The following is a 19250-nucleotide window of genomic DNA, read 5'->3' as shown; positions in this document are numbered from 1 at the left end:
CTTTGTTTTTGGTTTGATATTCATTAAGAAACTTAAGTTGCTTATAAAAATCCGCAAGATAATAAGGAAAAAACAATATCAGCTTTATTATGCCTTTTATCTTTGAAAATATCGTTTTTCTGTCTTTAAAATTTTATATTAGTTCTCCTAATTTTGAGAACAAAAAAGCGCCTTGTTTATTTGAAAACGGCAGCTTTCCCGTTTTTTGAAAAATACAAACGGTTTTGCGTATATCTTCCAGTGTTTCTCTATTCTCACCTTTTATTTCCTCAGGAAGAAAATGACGTATTTGTGTTTCGGAGTAAGGATAACAAAATTCAGGCAATTTCTTCTCTATTTTTTCAATATCTTTTGCATATTTCGGATATTTTCTAAACAACTGCGTATTTGTTTTTGATTTTTCCGGAATAAAGATCTGCCCTTTTTTTATATGTTCCGAATCTTTTAAGTCTAAAAATTTTTTAATTTTTGCTAAACTTCCTTCATAATTATAAATTAAACTTTCAAATTGAAGATGCAAAATATTTCCGGCATTATTTTCTTTTTGCGGTTTTATACATTGTCTTTTATACCGATAATATTCTATCCAGCGATCGACATTCCAAGTCGGCATATACCATTCACCGTATATTTCTTTATTCATTACATATAAGTCGCGAGGATCCCTATTGGCGATTAGGGCCTTTGAATTTTTATAGTACATTAATTCTTGCGGCGTGCTTATACTCGCACTATATAGGGCATCTGCAAGTACATACCTTTTGTTTTTTTCATAAAGCGGTGCAAATACTTTTTCGATGTACTCATGCGTTTTATCATAAAAATCATTGGGAAAATTACCGTAATACACTTTTCCGAATGGAATATATGAAGGTTTCCACTGATATGGTTCATAGGCTTCATAGATGCGTTTACCGTATTTATAATTATAAAGTCTTTGTGCTTTTGAGAATATAGCATGTTCAGCCGGATCAAGAAAGGTATAATCATAATCTTTATGAACGGCACCTAGATAATTTTCCGTAACGGAATCGATATATTCGATTGTATAGTTTAAAAATTCGGGACCGAAATTATTTTTATAATCACTATCTCGTGAAGCTTGATATGCATTATATAAAAAAACTTTTGCAGCCTTATCTATACCGTTACCGATTTTCAAAGCGGTCTCTAAAGCAAATATATTTTCCGTAAAGAATTTACATTCAAATTCCGCTCCGCCCTTAAGAACCGAAAAACAAAAAAATTCTTCCAAAATATTTGTAATAGCGGAACCTCCTGATTGTGCAAAACTTGACGTTCCTATAATTATCGGTGAGGGAGAAAAATTCATATTAATGTTTCCTTATTTTTTGAATCAGCCGTACAAAACCGTATGGCAATAAAAACTTGATTATTTTTTTTATTGCTATAGATTTCTTTTTATATATTTTGCCGTTATCCGCAGCGGCTTCTTTGAAATATTTTTCATCTTCAACGATTATATCAAATAATTGTATTATGTCAGACTGTATAATTGTTTGTGTAAATTCATTCTTATCTATCGCTTTTTTTAATTCTTCAAAGCATTCTTTGACATAAAACAATGAATGATGTATAAAATAGTCGGCATGTGTATACTCGAAATATCGGAAATAATCATAATAAGACTGAGCCGCTAAGAGATTTTTTTTAAACTGAGTTAATCTTGACCATATTCCCGCATTAGGTAATATTCTATAAACACCACACATGATATTGTTAAAGTAAGCCTTTCCATATTTTAGATGTAAAATGAAACGATCCGTATCACCTTCAAAAGAATGCTCAGAGACTGTACCGATAGCAGTTTCAATTATTTCAGGTATCCCATTTTTAAAAAGGACATTACGATAGAATTGTCCCGTAGTCTGTGTAATATATATGCGACCTGCAAAAAGATCTTCAATCGTATATGACGAATTCACAATATTCGAATTAATGAATGGATAACAAGTTCCATCAGGCAATAAACATTTTACATTTTCATAATAAATAACATATTCCAAATGTTTCTGCAAAAAATCATATGAACGCTGCAAAAAAAGATCATCCAACCAATAGTCATCGGCATCTAACAGACAAAAATAGGGAGTTTTTGTAATTTTTTTAGCACGTAAGACATTTTCTAAATAACCTCCATTTTTTTTATTAAACAGAGCCTTTATTTTATCCGGATACCGGTGAACATATTCCTTGATAATTTCAATGCTATTATCCTTTGTTGAATTATCATCGGTAATAAGTAGCTGCCAGTTAAAATTTGTTTTTTGTGATAATACGGAATCTATGGCACTTTTGATATATTTACTTTGATTATAATTTGACATAATAATTGTTAATTCGGGTTCCATTAAATACTCTCCGTATTATATTTATAGGCAAATATTCATTTTATTATTCTTAAAACATATTTTATAATTTTTTTTATATATTTTTTTAGTACAGTAAACAGGATTAATATAGACCTTTTACTATTTACTAATTTATCAGATTTATGCAAGAGCTTCCTTATAGTTTTACAATCAACAATATCTTTGGGCTTTTCATTACGTTTCTTTTTTAAAGAATAAAGAGCTTCTAATGAAAGGATTTTAAATCCTTCATAATAAAAATAATACGAGCTGTTATAAATAATATCATACTTTGACGCAGGATAATATCTCAGTTCGGAATCATGACTTGATATATTCTCATCTTCACCGTTAAATTTTTTAGTTCCACTGTAAAGGAAATCTATATCTGCGGATTTTCTTATCCCCAAGATATTTAACGGAGATGAACCTACAATGGAAAAATCGTTTATATCTAAATCTTCTTCCGTAATTCTATTTTTAAATTCCATCAAATATGAATCATAATCAGAATCCTCGAACCCAAAAGGTCTAAGATTCATTATTTGAATTGAATTATCATTAAAAAAAAATTGAGCGAGTGCTAAAGCTTCCTCTCTATAGTCATTAATATGTATAGAATAGTTCCCTATATTGAATAAACCTCTAACTCTTTTTTTTATTTCATTCAAACAATCAAATTGCTCACATACAAAAACGTATGCACGTAAATTACCTCCATTTCCCATTGATTCATGTGCATGAGATTGGGCACCTAAATAACTATTAGAGGAATCCCCAATCCATGACTCTCTTTGCCAGAAAGATCCATAAGACATTTTTTTCAAATTAACGTAACCATTATAATTCAGTGCGATTGATTTTTTATAATAAATATTTCCGTACTCTTTTAGAATATTTTCCACATCGGGATCAAATTCTTCACTTATTACCGAATGTAAATTAACTATATATGCATTGGGCTGCATTTTTACATACTCTATGGCAGCATAATCGGCATACTTCCTGTCTAAGCCACGTTCTAAAAAGAATTTATAATCATATTCATCTTTCCTTCCGTCATTTTCAATAAAAATATCAGTATCTAGCAGGCACGCACATGCTAATCTATGAGCTCCATCTGAGATTTCGCCATTAGTCCCAATGGGAATAATGCCGAGAGATTTATCAAACCCTTTCTCTTTAATAGAATTATATAGAGCATCAAAACTTAATACAAAATCCTCTGGAGTACTTTTTTCAACGCCATCACTTGGTTCCTCTTCGTAAAAATTATTAAAAGCTTTTATATGATTTAAATAAAGGTTTTTGAAAAAAGGAGTCTTCTTATCTTTATTTTTAATATATATATATTTAAAAATCAGATCAAATCTATTATTTTGTAAAAATAGTTCCTTTGCATTTTTACGAATAACCATATTTTCTCCCAATAAGTATTAAAAAATTATATAAGCATACCTTTTATTGTAAAATCAGTATCAGTAATTGGTATTAAAACAGAAGCAATATAATCATCAGGGTCTATAATCCAATTACAATTTCTAATAGAACTAAAAATCGATACAAGATATGAATTATTTGGTATAAAAAATTTGGGCGGGATAGTAAATTCAGAAACATTATCCTTTTTTTGAAGTTTTGCTATATTATATACTCCTGTTATAATCATAAGACGCATATTTTGAAAATATATATACAAACCGAAATCAAACATTTCATCAAGCTCATTAATATCGAAAGTGATTCTTATTTTAAAACCTTCTTCATAATTTATAGGACGATCAAATTGTTTGCCACTCATGTCTACAACTTCAAGACGCTTTGGTATAAAATTAGGATGATATATATCGCCATGATTTATCCAAATAGTAGGACGGCTTATCTCTCCTCTATCACCAGTTCCCATATAATAGCTAATGGAGTCATCAATATTATCACTTGTGAATTTCAACCTACCTTTCTCAAGAATAACTCCCTTATTACAAAGTGATTTTACCGCTGCCATATTATGGCTGACAAAAAGAACCGTTCTTCCCTGTCCTGTCGAAAGTTCGCTCATTTTTCCAATTGCCTTCTTTTGAAACTCTGCATCACCCACAGCCAGCACTTCATCAGCTATCAGAATATCGCTATCCAAATGAGCGGCAACCGCAAAGGCAAGACGAACATACATCCCGCTTGAATACCTTTTTACCGGCGTATCTATGTGCTTTTCAATACCGGAAAAGTCTATAATCTCATCAAGTTTACGGTCAATCTCCCGTTTTTTCATACCGAGGATTGCTCCGTTAAGATAGATATTTTCTCTTCCCGTAAGTTCACCATGAAAACCCGTACCTACTTCCAGTAAGCTTGAAACCTTTCCTCTTATTTTTACAGTCCCTTCAGTAGGAGTAGTTATACGGGAAAGCGCTTTTAAAAGAGTCGATTTACCGGCTCCGTTTTTGCCGATTATACCAACCCTGTCTCCCTGCTTAATATCAAAAGTTAAGTCTTTTAAAGCCCAAAATTCGGTATCAGAGCCTTCATACTTATCAGCCCCTATTTTCCCGTGAGGGTCTTCCTTTCCTCGTTTTAATGCCCACCAGCTTTGAATATCCCTAAAAAGAGCTCCGTTATTGATAACCCCAAGCTTGTACATTTTTGAAAGATGCTCTATTTTTATAACCGTATTTGACATTTCAATCTCTACACCACATCAATAAAATTACGCTCATTTTGATTAAACATAATAAGCCCTAAAAATAAAAATAAAAAGGTCAGCAAAATACTTGAAATAATTGCCTGGGAAGGAATTCCTCCGGCTCCATAAAACCAAACCCTAAAAAGTTCAATAGGAGCATTCATGGGATTAGCATATAAAACCCAATGGAATCGTTGAGGAATTTGAGATACCGGATAAACTACAGCCGTAGCATACATTGCAAGATTTAAGGCAAAATTTACGAGGAGTCTCAAATCCTTATACTTAGTTGTTAAAGCTGAGATAACCATCCCCATACCCGTTGCAACAGCTGCAATCCAAATCAAAAGAAAAGGAAAAAAGAAGGTGAAGAAAGAAGGTCTTAAAACATCGGAAGTTACAAAATAATAAACAAAAAAGCCCATTAAACACAAAAATTGCACCAATATTCTTGTAACATTACTCGCAATATTGCTTATAGGAACGGTTAAACGCGGGAAATAAACTTTTCCGAATAAGTCCTTATTGTTGACAAAAATATTTGTTGCATCGGTAAAACAACCTGCAAAAAAAGTCCACAACATTGTTCCGGCATAATAAAATAAAATATGAGGAACGCCGTCAGTACTTAGTTTTGCCAGATTACCGAATACAAAGGCATACATTACAGTCGAGATAAGCGGGTTTATAATAAACCACAATGGCCCCAAAATTGTCTGCTTATACTGTGTAACAAAATCTCTCTTTATAAAAAGAGCTATCAGATCCCTATATCTTATTACTTCACGGATTGGTATATCCAAAAGCTTACGCTTTGGTTCTATAATTAAATCCCAAGATTCCTCACATGTTGGCATATAATTACACCCCTACCCCAATTCCATTCATATATTCTTTAAGTTTCACCGTAAAGCGGCGCATTTCTTCAGGTTGGATATCGCCGATATTGGCAATGCGGAATGTATCGATATTACCAAGTTTTCCCGGATAAATTGTAAAGCTGTGTTCTGCAGCAAAATCATGCAAGGCTTCAAAGCTGTATTTAGGAGTTTCAGGCTCTAAAATTGCCGTAATAAAATGACTCTGGTGTTCTTCTTTTACCAGCATTTTAAGACCGAGCTTTTTAATGGCTGCGACTAAGATATTCCAACATGCGGTATAGCGTTCATAGCGTTTTTGCACCGTTTCCTGTTTTGTTTCAAGCACGGCCTGACGCAAGGCATACATGGTTTGTACGGGCGGCGTAAAACGCGTCTGATGCGTTTTTGCAAAATAGGCATATTGGTCATAAAGATTTAAATAATAGTTCCGCATTGGATAATCTTTTGTTTTTTCAAGCTCTGCCTTATTGCAAATCACAAAACCGACACCGGCCATTCCTTGAATGTTTTTATTGCTGGTAGAGGCCATAAAATCGATACCGAGGCTTTTTAGATCCATGGGCATTCCGCAATACGCGCTTACCGCATCCACAATCGTAACCATGCCGTATTTTTTAGCCATAGGACAAATGATATGTAATGGGTTTAAAAGTCCTGTAGTAGTTTCATGATAAACACAGGCAAGGTGAGTATATTTTTTTGTTGCAAATTCAGCTTCCAATTTTTGTAAATCCAAGGGTTCATATGTCGAGCTTTTAAAAATATCCATAGGAATTTTATAAATATCGGCAATTTTGGCCATGCGGGCACCATATGACCCATTGTCTATTACCAAAAGCCTTCCCGTATCAGGCACGCATGAAGAAACCATAACCTCATCGGCACCGGTACCGGAACAGCCGAACATCACGGTTTCATATTCATCGGGATTGGTTTCGGAAGCGAGAGCAAAAAGTTTTAATTCATCACAAAGCCATTGCATTAAGTCACCGAATGCTTTTTCACGCGGGCAAATATCGGCAGAAACTTGTGCATATTTTACGCTGTCCGTAGTGGTTGCAGGACCGGGATTAAGTAAAACCTCACGGCGTACCGCACGCAGCTTCTCGTTTTCAACAATATGAGGATAAATATTTTTTACAGCCATCTCTAAATGGTCTTCGTTATCTATTTCGCGCCAAACAAAATATTCTATTCTTTTTATTGCGACAGGTATCGTTTTTGCCGCTTCCAAAAGTGCATGCTCATATTCCATCTTAGGTAAATCACTGTGATGTATTTTTGCATAAGCACACATCTTATCCAATGTGCTCTTGGTTAATTTGGTAATACCGACAAGCTCTCCAAAAATATTTTTTAAAGCATCCCTATTTTTAGAAAGACCTGTAAGACAATTCTTTTCATCAGCCTCAAGATACACCTCATCACCTGATTTGGTAGCTCCGCTTGCCAATATTAGATTTTTACGCTCATCGTTTATAAGAGAAAATAAACCGGCTGAATCATAAATGAGATCGGATTCTAAAAGTAAAAAAGACTCGTTCACAAAGGAAGCACAAACTTCAAGGGTACCCATGCTGCCGGTATTTGCATAGTTTTCATTCTTTACCGTGATAATCGCTGGATATTTTTTTGCGAGGTTATCATAGTACTCATTGCAATGTCCCGTTCCGATTACGATTTTTTCAATTCCGTGAGCAAGAAGCTTTTGTACGGATTGCTCCACAATTGCAGTGCCGCCTATCTCCAAAAAGCCTTTCGGCATAGTTTTGGTTTTATCTTTTAAGCGCGAACCTAAACCGCCCGCTAAAATTACAGCTTGTTTAATCATGTTTCTCCTCCAAAAATTCCATAAATGCTCTTTTGTTTTCGATAGGCGATGATTTAGGTCTTCCTAAATCCGCTCTTGCTCCCTTTGACACCAACACTTCGATAAGAAAAGATCCTTCAGCTGAAGATAAATCTTTTAGCTGAGTTTCAAGTTCTTTAATGGTTTTAACCGATACCACCTTAGTGTAACCGCAGGCAAAAGCGATACTGCAAAGATTTATTTTTCTTCCGACAGTGGGCTGTCCTCCAACCGAATCATGTGCACCGTTATTTAAAATGATGTGCACCATATTTTTTGGCCTTTGTGAACCTATTGCTGTCAGCCCCCCCAAGTGCATAATAGCAGCTCCGTCTCCATCTATGCAAAATATCTTTTTACCGGGTTTACTCAAAGCAATACCTAGAGCAATTTGTGAAGCATGACCCATAGAGCCGACAGTTAAAAAATCTTTGGCATGACCTTGGCCGTGTTTATCACGGAGCTCATAAAGTTCCCGCGAAGCCATTCCTGTGGTAGATACAAAACAAGCATTTGAAGGAGCATTTAATATTATTTTTTCGATTGCTTCCTCGCGGCTCATCTCGGCAGGAACAGCTTCATTTGTTTTTAACTTATAAGAATCAAAAATTCCTTTACGCACTACAACTGCGTAAGGAGAACTTGAAGCTTTTATATGAGAGTAAGCCTTTTCAAGCTGAGCTCTTGCCTCAGCTTCTTCATCCGAAAGAATACAATAGGGAATTTCCATTGCATCAAGGAGGGAACAAGTAACCCTGCCCTGCTTTATATGCTGAGGCTCATCATGCACATTAGGTTCCCCGCGCCAGCCGATTACCAGCAGCAGAGGAACTGAATATACTTCTCTGTCTGCAAGCGAAAGCAAGGGATTGACCGTGTTCCCTAAACCGGAATTCTGCATATAAACAAGAGGAACCCTTCCTGTTGCAAAATAATGTCCTGCGGCAAGTCCTACGGCACAACCTTCATTTGCTGCGATAATATGATTTTTACCTTCTACATTATCGGTAATATAAGCACAAAAGCTTTTTAAAAGGGAATCGGGAACACCGGTAAAAAAGTCGGTTCCGTTTTCTTTTAACAGCTCATAAAAAAACTGAGGTCTTATCATTTATTTAGTCCCCGGAATAAGTTCCAAAATTTGTTTAATCGAAAGGCACATGTCATTTACCTCTAAAGAACGCTCGGCCTCTAAAATTGTCTGAGCTGCTTTAAGCATTGCAGGATATGAAGCTCGCAACATGTGGTTGGCATAGATAATTATATTTGCCCCCCAAGAAGCCAATTCCTTTTCGGTAAATTGATTATATGTTGTGGGTACCAAAACTATCGGCACCTTTTCATATTCCTTTCTAAAGCGTTCGCAAAATTCTTTTATATCGTTTCCATGTTTTTCTTTGCTGTGAATCATAACGCCATCGGCGCCGGCTTTTACATAGGCAAAGGCACGCTCCAAGGCTTCATCAACCGAATGACCTGCTATAAGAGATTCAAGACGGGCTATTATCATAAAGTCCTTTGTAACTTGTGCCTTTTTTCCCTCGGAAATTTTATGACAAAAATCTTCGACATCTGCCAATTCCTGCTTTGCTTCCGTGCCGAAAAGGCTGTTCTTCTTTAAACCAACCTTATCTTCGATTATGATGGCAGAAACGCCGTTGCGTTCAAGAGTTCGGACAGTAAAAACAAAGTGTTCGGTCTTTCCCCCGGTGTCCCCATCAAAAATAATAGGCTTGGTAGTGCATTCAAGAATATCGGTTAAACCTTGCAAACGGGTTGTAAGGTCAACAGCTTCTATATCTGGTTTTCCCTTACTGGTGGAGTCTGTCAAGCTGGAAGACCACATTCCGTCATAGCGGTGAACACCGTCATCTTTTTGCACTTCAAGATTTTCTATGATGAGCCCCGAAAGACCTGAATGGGCTTCCATTATGCGGACTATCGGTTTAGCTTCAATAAGCCGCCGTAAGGTTTTCATCCTGATTTCGGGGGTAGTACCTATACTGTGCATGTTCGAGGCAAGAGCGCTTGAATTAATCCCCTTGGTGTACGGGACTTCAATAACCTCGCCGCCCCATTCTTTCATCACTTCGATAACCTCATCCCGAATCTTACTTAAAGAACCGCTTTTCCAATCATCGCCGTGAATAATAAAATCGGGCTTAAGTTTTTTTAAGTTCGGAATATAAGACCAATCTTCCTGAGGAACAACTTTGCTTACACCCTTAATATTTTCGACTACCTGTTTACGCTGTTCATACGTGAGATATGGAAGCCTTTTATGGGAAACGATTGCACTGTCTGTCAATAAACCGATTATCAGCTGCCCATGTTTTGCACCTTCGTTTATTATGTTAATGATACCCGGGTGAATAATATCCGCAGTAAGCCCTAAATAAACCCTTTTTTCCATAATTAAAATTCCTTAATGTAATCTAAATTTTCTTTACTATAACAAAACTCTGCCCCGCCATATCAATATGATCCTTATACTCTTCTACAGTCAGCTTGAAAAGGTTTTGCACATAAAAAAGCTCTTTTTTTTCAAAAGAGCATAAGAAACCTTTGCTTTTTTATATTTTTTATAAAAAAGCTCATCTTAAAAAAATGACCAGCTGCCTGCAAAAGATCGCCGAAACAGATTCCAATGCCGGAAAACTTCAATATTCCGTGATAATACAACAAAAAACAAAGATTTTCAATAGGTTACAGCTATTTAAAACAAAATGTCTACATTTAGTCCAAACCATAGGCATTTTTATGCAGTTCTATTATTTTTCCGTGTAAAAAATGATCTACAGCATCTTTTTCAGCCATACCTAAAGGCTCGCCATTATCTCCGATTATAGGAATAGCGTAGGTGTCTTTTTCGGTATAAAGTTCATATAGATCTTTTAAACCTGTTTTTTGAGAGCAGACAATATCGGCAGGCTGCATTATGTCCATGGCAAAAACACAGTCATAGATAGCAGTCATTGTCAAGGTTTCTTTTAAATGTTCCAAACTTATTATACCGGTAAGCCTTCCGTCATCACCTTTGACAGCATAATTTAGGTTAGGACTATGACTAAAAGAATCTATTATCTCATTTAAGGGCATATTTTCAGAAATGATGGCAGGAGATTCGGGAGAACATATAACCTTGCCGTTCAACATAACATCCCCAAGAGATAATGTAGTAATCAAATCCTCTTCGGTAACATCAAGCCCGCATTCTCCCGATTTTTTTACCCCGTATTTTACAAAAATAGGTCCGACCAGTTGAACTATAAAGGTTGTGGCCGTAACTATAAGCAGGATTGTAGGCCCTATGGTATCCGAAAAATCCTGACCTGCCGAAATTGAAAGGCCGATGGCAACACCGGCCTGGCTTAACAGACAAAACGGCAAGTATTTCTTTACGGTTTCCGGAGCCTTTGTAAGCATGGAACCTAAAATAGCGCCTATTGTCTTTCCAACGGTGCGCAAAATAACATATAAAAGAGCCAGAAGACCGATAAAGGGCGTTACATTCCAAATGTTCAATTTTGCCCCGACCAAAACGAAAAAAAGTACATAAATAGGAGGGGTAAAATTTTCTACCAGGGTAAATGTGGAACGGGTTTTTGCAGGAGCAAAATTAACCATAAAAAAGCCTAAGGCCATTGCAGCTAAGATAGTATCCAGAGCAAGAAGATAAGCAATACCGGTAGAAAGGAGGAGGCAGCCCAATGAAAAGCCCAAAATTCTGCCTGAATCCGTCATCATATTTCTGATAATCAAACTCAACAAAAAGCCTATCAGGCTTCCCAAACAGATAGATCCGAAAATATTATAAAGAAGTAAAAGGATTTGTTTTCCGAAACTTGCCGTTTGAGCTCCCAAAAGAGAAGCAGCTATTGAAGAAGCAAGGGCATATAACACAAGGGCAACGGCATCATCCATTGCAACAATACCTAGAACAGTAGTTGTTAAAGGGCCTTTTGTTCTGTTTTCGCGTAAAACATCGGTAGTTGCCGCAGGAGCCGTCGCAGAGGATATGGAGCCCAAGATTAAGCCTATAGAAAAGGAAGCGGCAAAATTCTTTGTAACAAAATATGCAACAAGGGAAATTACGATAGAGACAGTTATAAAAGGAACTATGGACTCAAAAATCAAGATACCGACAAACTGGGTTCCGTATTTTTTAATTACCTTGGTTTTTAACTCCCCTCCTATTAAAAAGCCGATAAGAGCTAAAGCGATACTCGATAAGGGATCCAATGCAGTAATTATTTGAGCCGATAAAATCTGAAAACCGGACTGCCCTATTATTATGCCGATTACAATATAACCTACAACCTGAGGAATTTTTAGTTTTTTAAAAACAGTTCCTCCAAGAGCACCTAAAAGCAATATTATGCCTAAAAGTAAAATAAGATTTGTATTTTCAAGCCGTGAAAAGTGCATAAAAGCGGGAAGGAATTCAGCCAATTTATTCATATCCGTAAATACTACCCCTTTCAAAAAAAAATGTAAATAAGATAACGGAAAAAAAAGTAAGATTTTTAAGTAAATTGACAAGGACTTAAAAAGAGTGTAAACTCCTCCTATGACCCTGTATGAATATTATATCGTTTACCCTGACGGAGAAAAACAAGAAATAGGAGGCCCCATATCTGTAGGAGCCTTTTTAGACATCAATGGAAATGAACTGCCTCAAAGACTTCCTACGAATAAGATGATAGTGTATCAGGTACAAAGTAAACGTACTATCGAAAACCGCGGAATAGTCCAAATTATTTATGTTGTCGAACAGCTTGATGCCGAAGAACTTTTAGACTATGTTTAAAAACTGAAAACCACTTACATCAAATGATAAATACCTACAATGAAAGTGATTTGCACAAAAGTCTAAAAGAACACTTTTGCCCAAAAAACGGAAAAAAAGAACAGCCGCTTTTAGGAAGCATCTGCGATATTCTTTGCGATGGGGGACAAGTAATCGAAATACAGACTTCAAATCTAAGCGCTCTAAGAGTAAAGCTAGAAAAATTTTTACCTTCGCACAAAGTTTTAATAATCTACCCCATAGCTGTCGATGCCTATATACAGATCATAAATCAAGACGGTTCAACAAGACATAGGCGAAAAAGCCCCAAGCACGGCTCCTTTTTTCAAATTTTTAGAGAACTTTCCGGCCTTTATCATCTGATAGATAATAAAAACTTGAGTTTTAAACTTGTATATATAAACTGCGAGGTTATAAAAGCCGATACAGGGCCTAAAAAAAGAAGAGCTTACCGCCCCGGAGTTATAAATAAAAAACTTATCGAAATCCACAGCACCGAAGACCATAAGAATATGAAAGCTATATGCAAAAAGGTCTTAGATCTTCTTCCTGAAGAATTTACAAATCAAGACATAAAAAATATCGGAGCAAAAAGCTATGCCTCTTATACAAGCTGGTTTTTAAGCAAGGCAGGACTGACAAGTTCTGAAGGCAAAAGAGGAAGGTTTAAACTTTACAAGAAAATTTAGATTAAAGCTCTTTTATCGATTTACAGCCCTGAGTAATAAAAAAAGGTTAAAAACATCCATAGGAGTTTTTAACCTTCTTATGATAAAACTTAAAGTTTCAAGATAAAATTATCAGGATAATTTTACCAGTTATCAGACATATCGTCCTGATCTCGCATATCAACTTCATATAAGTCGCTTACAACGCGAAGATCATCAAAGTAGATGTAATAATGGCCATAAGCCTCTTCCGGATCACATTCAACACGGAATCCTACGATTTTAAGCCCCATGCTTGTACCATAGTGATAATCCTTTTGGATGATACCCGTCTTTCCGGCAGCGTTCTGCGGGGGAATAGCGACAGTCATAAGCTTCCAACCGGAATGATTGAGTTTTCCAACATAAAGTTCAAATCTCTTTCCCCAAAAGTCTTCTACTATTAATTTCATTGTGTGGGGATAACTTCGGCCTACAACCCAAACACTTGCAGTTTTTGCGATTCCTTCTACGGGGAGAGCCTTTGTTGCATGAACTTCAAACGAGTTATATCCGCGTCGGTAAAAAGAAACTTTTACACCCAGAACTTTCTCATCTGCAAGCTCAAGTCCTTCTTCTGCAGGAATCGGTTTTTTGTTCAAGGGATTACCGTTAAAAAGTCTGGCACGTACTACACCTTCATCGGCAGACATCATTGCGTACCAAGTACCTTCGGTTTCAAATTTTTCAATAGAAACTTCTTTAATTCTCTGCTCTGCAGTATCAACACCGACTTTATTAGGATCGGCAGCATCTATTGTAGAAAAATCATTATTATTTTGCTGGGCAAAAGAAAATGCAACAAAACCTACCAAAAACAAAATTATAGCTATACTCTTTTTCATTATCTAACCTCCACGCTGAGCCTATTCGGTTTTTTCACCGTCAAAAGATTGATCAGCCAATTCGTAGCCGTCATAAGAATCAACATAGACATCTGTCAGGGCTTTAAATTCATCAAAAAATATCTTAAATGAATCAACTCTTTCAAAAGGTGCCGTTCTGATTCTAAAAGCTACAAAAGTCATCTTATTTTTATTTCCAATATATCTGGATGCCTGAGGTATGTTTGTAGGAACAGTCACATGCATATTTTTCCAGCCTTTAAAGTTAACATAACCTAAGGGAAGAGCATGAGTTCTTCCTTCACAGTCCCGAACAAGAATTTCTATGTTATAGTAATATCCGGCACCCCAAACCCACATATCCAATCGGTGAATATTCCCTTTAAAGGGAATTTCATAGGGTTTACCATCTTTGGTGGGAACAACATCTACCCAGTTATCACCTTTTCGGTTAAATTTAAACTCAAGCCCAAGAAATTTAGCATTTTCAGCATCATCATGCATTACCTTTACTGCATGAGGCATTCCGTTAAGATATTGAACCTTGGGATAGCCTTCAGTAATAAATTTACTTCCAACAGCCTGATAAGCCCAATCTTGGCCGTCAGGATTATCAAATGTATCGACCATATAAGTTTGATAATTAATCGAACCTTGCTGCGCCGTTAAAGGTGCAAAAGCGAACAACAACATTAAAGCAATGCCCGCAAAAACTAAACCGCCATGTTTCATTTATAACTCCTTTTGTTTCGTTTCAAACTCTGTGTTGTATTATATTGTAAAAAACATTATTTGTCAAACAAAAAACAACATTTTCTACAAAAAATAAATACACATAGTGAGTATCGGCAAATTCAATCCGTTTCTACAGGGGTATTCAAATATAAAACCTCTGTTATCGACATTATACCAAATTTATGTTAGAATATCAATTACCTTATGATAGAATTAAGCGATTTTTCAAAGCCTATTCGAGATCCGATATGGAAACATATATGGATGAATGATGAATTATATGCCGTAACAAAGACAGACTCTTTTATGCGTCTATATAATATAAAACAGCTGGGCCCGACAGAGCTTGTTTATCCCGGTGCCGGCCATACAAGAGCCGTCCACAGTATCGGAGTTTACAACATAGCCCTAAAAATGCTCAATATTTTGTTAAAAAAGGGGGCGGATTCTTGGGTTTCAAAAGAAGGCTCTATGTCCTTTTTAGCGGCCGCCCTACTCCATGACCTCGGCCACTTTCCGTTTACTCACTCCCTCAAAGAATTAAAGTTAAAAGAGCATGAAGAACTTACCGGAGAGCTTATCTTAAAAGAGCCTTTGCGTTCTGTAACAGCCAAAACAGGAGCAGTCCCTGAGCAGACGGCCGCTATAATAACAGGTAAAGGCAAGGAGGACTCGGAAACCGTTTTTTTTCAAAAACTTCTTTCAGGCGTCTTAGACCCCGATAAATTAGACTACCTAAACAGAGATGCTTTTTATTGCGGGGTTCCTTACGGGATTCAAGATACCGATTTTATCCTTTCACAGCTTCTCCCCGATAAAAAAAACGGAATAAAAATAGAATCTAAGGCAATCTTAAGCGTTGAAAGTATCCTGTTTTCAAAATATCTTATGTATAAATCGGTTTACTGGCACAAAGATGTGCGGATTGCAACGGCTATGATGAAAAAAGCCATATTTACAGGACTGGAAAGGTCGGAATTCTCACCTCAAGACCTGTACCACCAAGATGATGATGGCATTTTCAGACTTTTAGAAAAAAGCAATTACCCCGAAAAAAAATTAGCAGAAGACTTAAGACTTGGTAAAATATATCGCATAATAGCCGAGGAAGCCTTTCAAAGCGATAATCCCAGACACCGCAGCTTAGAGGACCTGCATAAACGCCGAGCAGCAGAAGAAACCTTGGCTGAATATTTTTCAAATAAAACGGGGAGCAAAATAGGCAGTGAAGACATTATTATAGATATACCTGAACGTATTTCTTTTGAATCCGATCTCTTTATAGAAGATGAAAAAAAGATATTCAGTGAAAGCTCCACCGTTTTCTCAAAAGAATTTATAAAAACTCTTGTACCTTCTTTAAGAAAAATAAGGATAGCCGTTTCGGATAAAATTTATAAAAAAGTCATAAATCTTAAGCAAACAACCTTGCCGATTTTTTAAATATAGGGTAAAATAGGTTGGCACCGATATGCCGATTAACCTAAGGAGAGTATTATGATCATTCATAACGTTATGGAAGACTTGGTATATACCGAAGTCAACAAACTATTTGATGAAGCCGAAGAAAAAAAAGAAAGCTGGCTTACATGCAGTTGTATGCAATGCAGAGTTGACACCATGTGCTATGTACTCAACCGGGTTAAACCCCGCTATATAAAATCGGGGAGAGGCCTCGCTCACTTTTTAAAATTCGAAAAAACGGAAAAAGTACAGATTATGGCCGATATTACAAGTTTGGTAATTGAAGGTATGCACAGGGTTCTTTCTACAAAAAGGCCTCATGACCATGAACCCATATTCGAAACCGAAAACACACCCGTTTTTAATTTTCCTGCCATAACAGGCAATATTTTAAACGGAAGCAATTTTAGACCGATGGAAGATGCTACGATAAGCCTTAAAATGAACGGAGAGCTGGTATCCCAGATGAGCATTCTTTGGGATAATCCTTATACAATATCGGAAAAGACACCCGGAGCTTATACCTTTTGTCCCAAAGCAATTCCTGCAAAAAATGCAGGAGATAAGGAAAAGTTTATTTTTGTCCTTAAAGCTGAAAAAGAAGGCTTTGATCCGACTAACTTTTCATTCGATATTGAATTAACGGCAGAAGACATGGTAAAATCTCCTTTGGACTCTTCAAATTTTTATCAAATCAAAAATTTGTTCTTATGCGAACACAGTGAGGAAGAATGATGATGAAACCCAGAGCCCTAGTATTACACGCAACAGGCACCAATAGAGACGGAGATGCGGCAAGAGCCTTAGAACTTGCCGGAGCAGAACCCGAGATTGTACATATAAACAAACTTAAAGCAAAAGAAAAAAATTGGAAGGATTATGAAATTCTTGTAATTCCGGGCGGTTTTTCTTATGCAGATGCTCTTGGGGCAGGCAAACTCTTTGCCCTCGATTTAAGCAATTACTTTTTTGACGAGGTAAGCGAATTCGTAGCGGCAGGAAAGCCGGTCATAGGTATTTGTAACGGTTTTCAGGTTTTGGTAAAATCAGGCATCCTTCCCGGAAAGGAAAAAGACGGAAAGGTAATTTTAGATAAGGACGGCTATAAAAACAGACAGGCTACCCTAACCTATAATAAACAAGGCAGATTTGAGTGCCGCTTTACAACTATGATTCCTCAAAAATCAAACTGTATCTGGACAAAGGACCTAAAGGGCAATATACACTGCCCCATAGCCCACGGTGAAGGACGGTTTTTGACCGACTCTCAAAAAACTCTCGATGACTTGTTCGAAAAAGGACAGATTGCTCTGGTTTACGGAGGAAAAGATGCCGAAAAAAGCATTCCCGCAAACGGAGAGTATCCTTTTAATCCTAACGGATCTCTTGCCGATATAGCCGGCATATGCAATACTAAGGGAAATGTGCTTGGCCTCATGCCACATCCCGAAAATAATGTAGTTATAAGAGAAAGGGATTCTGAAGAAGAAAAAGAACGCACAAAACTCTGCCTCGATATGTGGAAGGCCGGAGTCAACTATGTTCTATAAAAAAATATTTTAAGAAATATTTTGAGGTATTTGCATGAATAATTTTTTTCAAAAACGAAAGCTGTTTATTTTTATCGCAGTGATTGCAGCATCGTCAGCTCTTTTTTTGAGCTCATGTTCAAAAAAGCTGGGGTACGGTGTAGTAAACTGGTCAATTCCCGAATATAACCTTACTGCAGGAGATATAATTCCGGTTTATGTAAAATCGAATATTGAAAAGGTTTACATTGTAGGCCTCAACGAAAAAACATCGTTAAGAGTCGAGATTCCTCTTTGGAAGATAACCTTTTTTGAATCAAAAAAAGATGCCGCCAGGTTTCAGGCAAGGTTAAGCGAACATAAACACGCTTATGCAAGGGTTAAGTTGGACGGTCTTCCGATGCGGTCAAACCCCGACAATACCTCAAATCAGGTTTACCGATTAAAATTAGGACAACCTGTAAAAATTCTTTGGTTTGGAGAAGGCGTTCCGGTTTTAAAGGGCGGAAAGCCTATGGACGGCCAGTGGTATGAGGTTATAACCGAGGACGGCGTAAGAGGTTGGTGCTTTTCATATAATCTAAGCATCTATGATGAAAGAGAAAACGAATCCTCCGAAGGCACAAATTTAGCCCAAGAAAAAGATGCAGAGCTTGAGGCGGTTCTAAACGAATTTTGGTATCCCGAACATTACAGAAAAATGATAAACAACAGGCAGGTTGATCTCGATAAAATGAGCCTTACTTGGGGCTTTTTCCCCGGTTTACGGTCAGGCATTGCAAGAGTCGAACTTCAAAACACAAGGCTTTCTTTTCCATACACGAAGGTTGTCAAAATCGGAAACAAATACCTCTTTGAGGGCACCAACCTTTCGATGCAGATAAGGGGTAAGGATATCATCACTCTCGAATTCTCCGATACTAACGGAAAACTCAGGCAGGAAAATTTTATCACCCTAAATGCCACACCGGAAAATATTATCAATAACGAAATAAAAAGAAGAGAGGCAGTCATACAAAAGATAGCCAAAACTTCAACCGAATTTACATCGGAGAATTTCGGGTCTTTGAAAATACTGCCTGACGGTCAATTTATTTGGAGCGGTTATAACCTTCTTTCCCCCTCCATTATACCTTCAGGAGCAGGATCTTCAGGAAAAGTAAGCTTAAAACATTTTTTGGACAAAAAACTTTTATCCGACTATGAAGGTGTTTTAAGTTTTAAATTTGAAAAAAGCCCTGAGCCGGTTGTATTTATGTACAGTATTTCCTCCAAGGGGCTCCGCCTTGAAGCTGTAGAGTCTTCAAGTATACAGGATAATATTGTAACACGCCGGAGTTTAGATCCGGTAATCTTGTTCTTTGCAGCAAAATAG

The 19250-nt window shown here is 36.7% G+C and carries 17 protein-coding genes; 6 read left to right on the top strand and 11 right to left on the bottom strand.

Going from position 1 to position 19250, the window contains the following annotated elements:
• Positions 1-133: 133 nt before the first annotated feature.
• The 9 genes from TDE_RS06805 to TDE_RS06765 all read right to left on the bottom strand — a co-directional run bounded on the left by TDE_RS06805 (position 134) and on the right by TDE_RS06765 (position 12246).
• Positions 134-1333, bottom strand: coding sequence for a hypothetical protein (locus TDE_RS06805; RefSeq protein WP_002679028.1), 1200 nt, complete (start codon positions 1331-1333; stop codon positions 134-136).
• 1 nt (position 1334) lies between these two features.
• Positions 1335-2372, bottom strand: coding sequence for a glycosyltransferase (locus TDE_RS06800; protein ID WP_002679026.1), 1038 nt, complete (start codon positions 2370-2372; stop codon positions 1335-1337).
• Between the two features lie 35 nt (positions 2373-2407).
• A complete protein-coding gene (locus tag TDE_RS06795) occupies positions 2408-3790 on the bottom strand; it encodes a hypothetical protein (protein WP_002679024.1) in 1383 nt (460 codons plus the stop codon).
• Between the two features lie 26 nt (positions 3791-3816).
• Positions 3817-5052: an ABC transporter ATP-binding protein gene (locus TDE_RS06790; RefSeq protein ID WP_002679021.1), complete on the bottom strand. Its 1236-nt coding sequence runs from the start codon at positions 5050-5052 to the stop codon at positions 3817-3819.
• A gap of 8 nt (positions 5053-5060) precedes the next feature.
• The gene (locus TDE_RS06785) at positions 5061-5912 is read right to left on the bottom strand and encodes an ABC transporter permease (RefSeq protein WP_002679019.1); all 852 of its coding nucleotides are present in this window, start codon (positions 5910-5912) and stop codon (positions 5061-5063) included.
• 4 nt (positions 5913-5916) lie between these two features.
• On the bottom strand, positions 5917-7767 hold the full coding sequence (locus TDE_RS06780; RefSeq protein WP_002679016.1) for a 2-aminoethylphosphonate aminotransferase: 1851 nt from the start codon (positions 7765-7767) through the stop codon (positions 5917-5919).
• Positions 7760-8896 (bottom strand): phosphonopyruvate decarboxylase, encoded by a 1137-nt coding sequence (aepY, locus tag TDE_RS06775; RefSeq protein WP_002679014.1) that lies wholly within the window; start codon positions 8894-8896, stop codon positions 7760-7762. The genes TDE_RS06780 and aepY overlap by 8 nt, the downstream gene beginning before the upstream one ends.
• Complete coding sequence (aepX, locus tag TDE_RS06770) at positions 8897-10198, bottom strand: phosphoenolpyruvate mutase (RefSeq protein WP_002679012.1); 1302 nt, start codon at positions 10196-10198, stop codon at positions 8897-8899.
• 323 nt (positions 10199-10521) lie between these two features.
• Complete coding sequence (locus tag TDE_RS06765) at positions 10522-12246, bottom strand: cation:proton antiporter (protein WP_002679009.1); 1725 nt, start codon at positions 12244-12246, stop codon at positions 10522-10524.
• A gap of 109 nt (positions 12247-12355) precedes the next feature.
• On the opposite strand from TDE_RS06765, the gene TDE_RS06760 reads away from it, so the two are divergent.
• Positions 12356-12595 (top strand): hypothetical protein, encoded by a 240-nt coding sequence (locus TDE_RS06760; protein ID WP_002679006.1) that lies wholly within the window; start codon positions 12356-12358, stop codon positions 12593-12595.
• Positions 12596-12618: 23 nt separating this feature from the next.
• On the top strand, positions 12619-13284 hold the full coding sequence (locus tag TDE_RS06755) for a hypothetical protein (protein WP_002679004.1): 666 nt from the start codon (positions 12619-12621) through the stop codon (positions 13282-13284).
• A gap of 122 nt (positions 13285-13406) precedes the next feature.
• Here TDE_RS06755 and TDE_RS06750 read toward each other — a convergent pair whose 3' ends face one another.
• Positions 13407-14147: a flagellar filament outer layer protein FlaA gene (locus TDE_RS06750; protein WP_002668795.1), complete on the bottom strand. Its 741-nt coding sequence runs from the start codon at positions 14145-14147 to the stop codon at positions 13407-13409.
• 21 nt (positions 14148-14168) lie between these two features.
• The gene (locus TDE_RS06745) at positions 14169-14879 is read right to left on the bottom strand and encodes a flagellar filament outer layer protein FlaA (protein ID WP_002668794.1); all 711 of its coding nucleotides are present in this window, start codon (positions 14877-14879) and stop codon (positions 14169-14171) included.
• A gap of 207 nt (positions 14880-15086) precedes the next feature.
• Here TDE_RS06745 and TDE_RS06740 point away from each other — a divergent pair, with 207 nt between their 5' ends.
• The 4 genes from TDE_RS06740 to TDE_RS06725 are packed head-to-tail and all read left to right on the top strand — an operon-like array spanning position 15087 to position 19250.
• A complete protein-coding gene (locus TDE_RS06740; RefSeq protein ID WP_002677985.1) occupies positions 15087-16325 on the top strand; it encodes an HD domain-containing protein in 1239 nt (412 codons plus the stop codon).
• A 54-nt stretch (positions 16326-16379) separates the two neighbouring features.
• Positions 16380-17081 (top strand): late competence development ComFB family protein, encoded by a 702-nt coding sequence (locus TDE_RS06735; RefSeq protein ID WP_002668791.1) that lies wholly within the window; start codon positions 16380-16382, stop codon positions 17079-17081.
• A complete protein-coding gene (gene purQ, locus TDE_RS06730; RefSeq protein ID WP_002671386.1) occupies positions 17081-17896 on the top strand; it encodes a phosphoribosylformylglycinamidine synthase I in 816 nt (271 codons plus the stop codon). The genes TDE_RS06735 and purQ overlap by 1 nt, the downstream gene beginning before the upstream one ends.
• 34 nt (positions 17897-17930) lie before the next feature.
• Positions 17931-19250: an SH3 domain-containing protein gene (locus TDE_RS06725; protein WP_002678992.1), complete on the top strand. Its 1320-nt coding sequence runs from the start codon at positions 17931-17933 to the stop codon at positions 19248-19250.

Origin of the sequence: Treponema denticola ATCC 35405 (genome assembly GCF_000008185.1) — a bacterium.
In the GTDB taxonomy this organism is placed as follows: Bacteria; Spirochaetota; Spirochaetia; order Treponematales; family Treponemataceae; genus Treponema_B; species Treponema_B denticola.
Note: the sequence above shows the minus strand (reverse complement) of the source record. Positions and strands in the feature narration are given on the sequence as shown.

Coding starts and splice junctions, on each gene's coding strand:
- TDE_RS06805 (WP_002679028.1), bottom strand. CDS start 1,333: ATGAATTTTTCTCCCTCACCGATAATTATAGGAACGTCAAGTTTTGCA.
- TDE_RS06800 (WP_002679026.1), bottom strand. CDS start 2,372: ATGGAACCCGAATTAACAATTATTATGTCAAATTATAATCAAAGTAAA.
- TDE_RS06795 (WP_002679024.1), bottom strand. CDS start 3,790: ATGGTTATTCGTAAAAATGCAAAGGAACTATTTTTACAAAATAATAGA.
- TDE_RS06790 (WP_002679021.1), bottom strand. CDS start 5,052: ATGTCAAATACGGTTATAAAAATAGAGCATCTTTCAAAAATGTACAAG.
- TDE_RS06785 (WP_002679019.1), bottom strand. CDS start 5,912: ATGCCAACATGTGAGGAATCTTGGGATTTAATTATAGAACCAAAGCGT.
- TDE_RS06780 (WP_002679016.1), bottom strand. CDS start 7,767: ATGATTAAACAAGCTGTAATTTTAGCGGGCGGTTTAGGTTCGCGCTTA.
- aepY (WP_002679014.1), bottom strand. CDS start 8,896: ATGATAAGACCTCAGTTTTTTTATGAGCTGTTAAAAGAAAACGGAACC.
- aepX (WP_002679012.1), bottom strand. CDS start 10,198: ATGGAAAAAAGGGTTTATTTAGGGCTTACTGCGGATATTATTCACCCG.
- TDE_RS06765 (WP_002679009.1), bottom strand. CDS start 12,246: ATGAATAAATTGGCTGAATTCCTTCCCGCTTTTATGCACTTTTCACGG.
- TDE_RS06760 (WP_002679006.1), top strand. CDS start 12,356: ATGACCCTGTATGAATATTATATCGTTTACCCTGACGGAGAAAAACAA.
- TDE_RS06755 (WP_002679004.1), top strand. CDS start 12,619: ATGATAAATACCTACAATGAAAGTGATTTGCACAAAAGTCTAAAAGAA.
- TDE_RS06750 (WP_002668795.1), bottom strand. CDS start 14,147: ATGAAAAAGAGTATAGCTATAATTTTGTTTTTGGTAGGTTTTGTTGCA.
- TDE_RS06745 (WP_002668794.1), bottom strand. CDS start 14,879: ATGAAACATGGCGGTTTAGTTTTTGCGGGCATTGCTTTAATGTTGTTG.
- TDE_RS06740 (WP_002677985.1), top strand. CDS start 15,087: ATGATAGAATTAAGCGATTTTTCAAAGCCTATTCGAGATCCGATATGG.
- TDE_RS06735 (WP_002668791.1), top strand. CDS start 16,380: ATGATCATTCATAACGTTATGGAAGACTTGGTATATACCGAAGTCAAC.
- purQ (WP_002671386.1), top strand. CDS start 17,081: ATGATGAAACCCAGAGCCCTAGTATTACACGCAACAGGCACCAATAGA.
- TDE_RS06725 (WP_002678992.1), top strand. CDS start 17,931: ATGAATAATTTTTTTCAAAAACGAAAGCTGTTTATTTTTATCGCAGTG.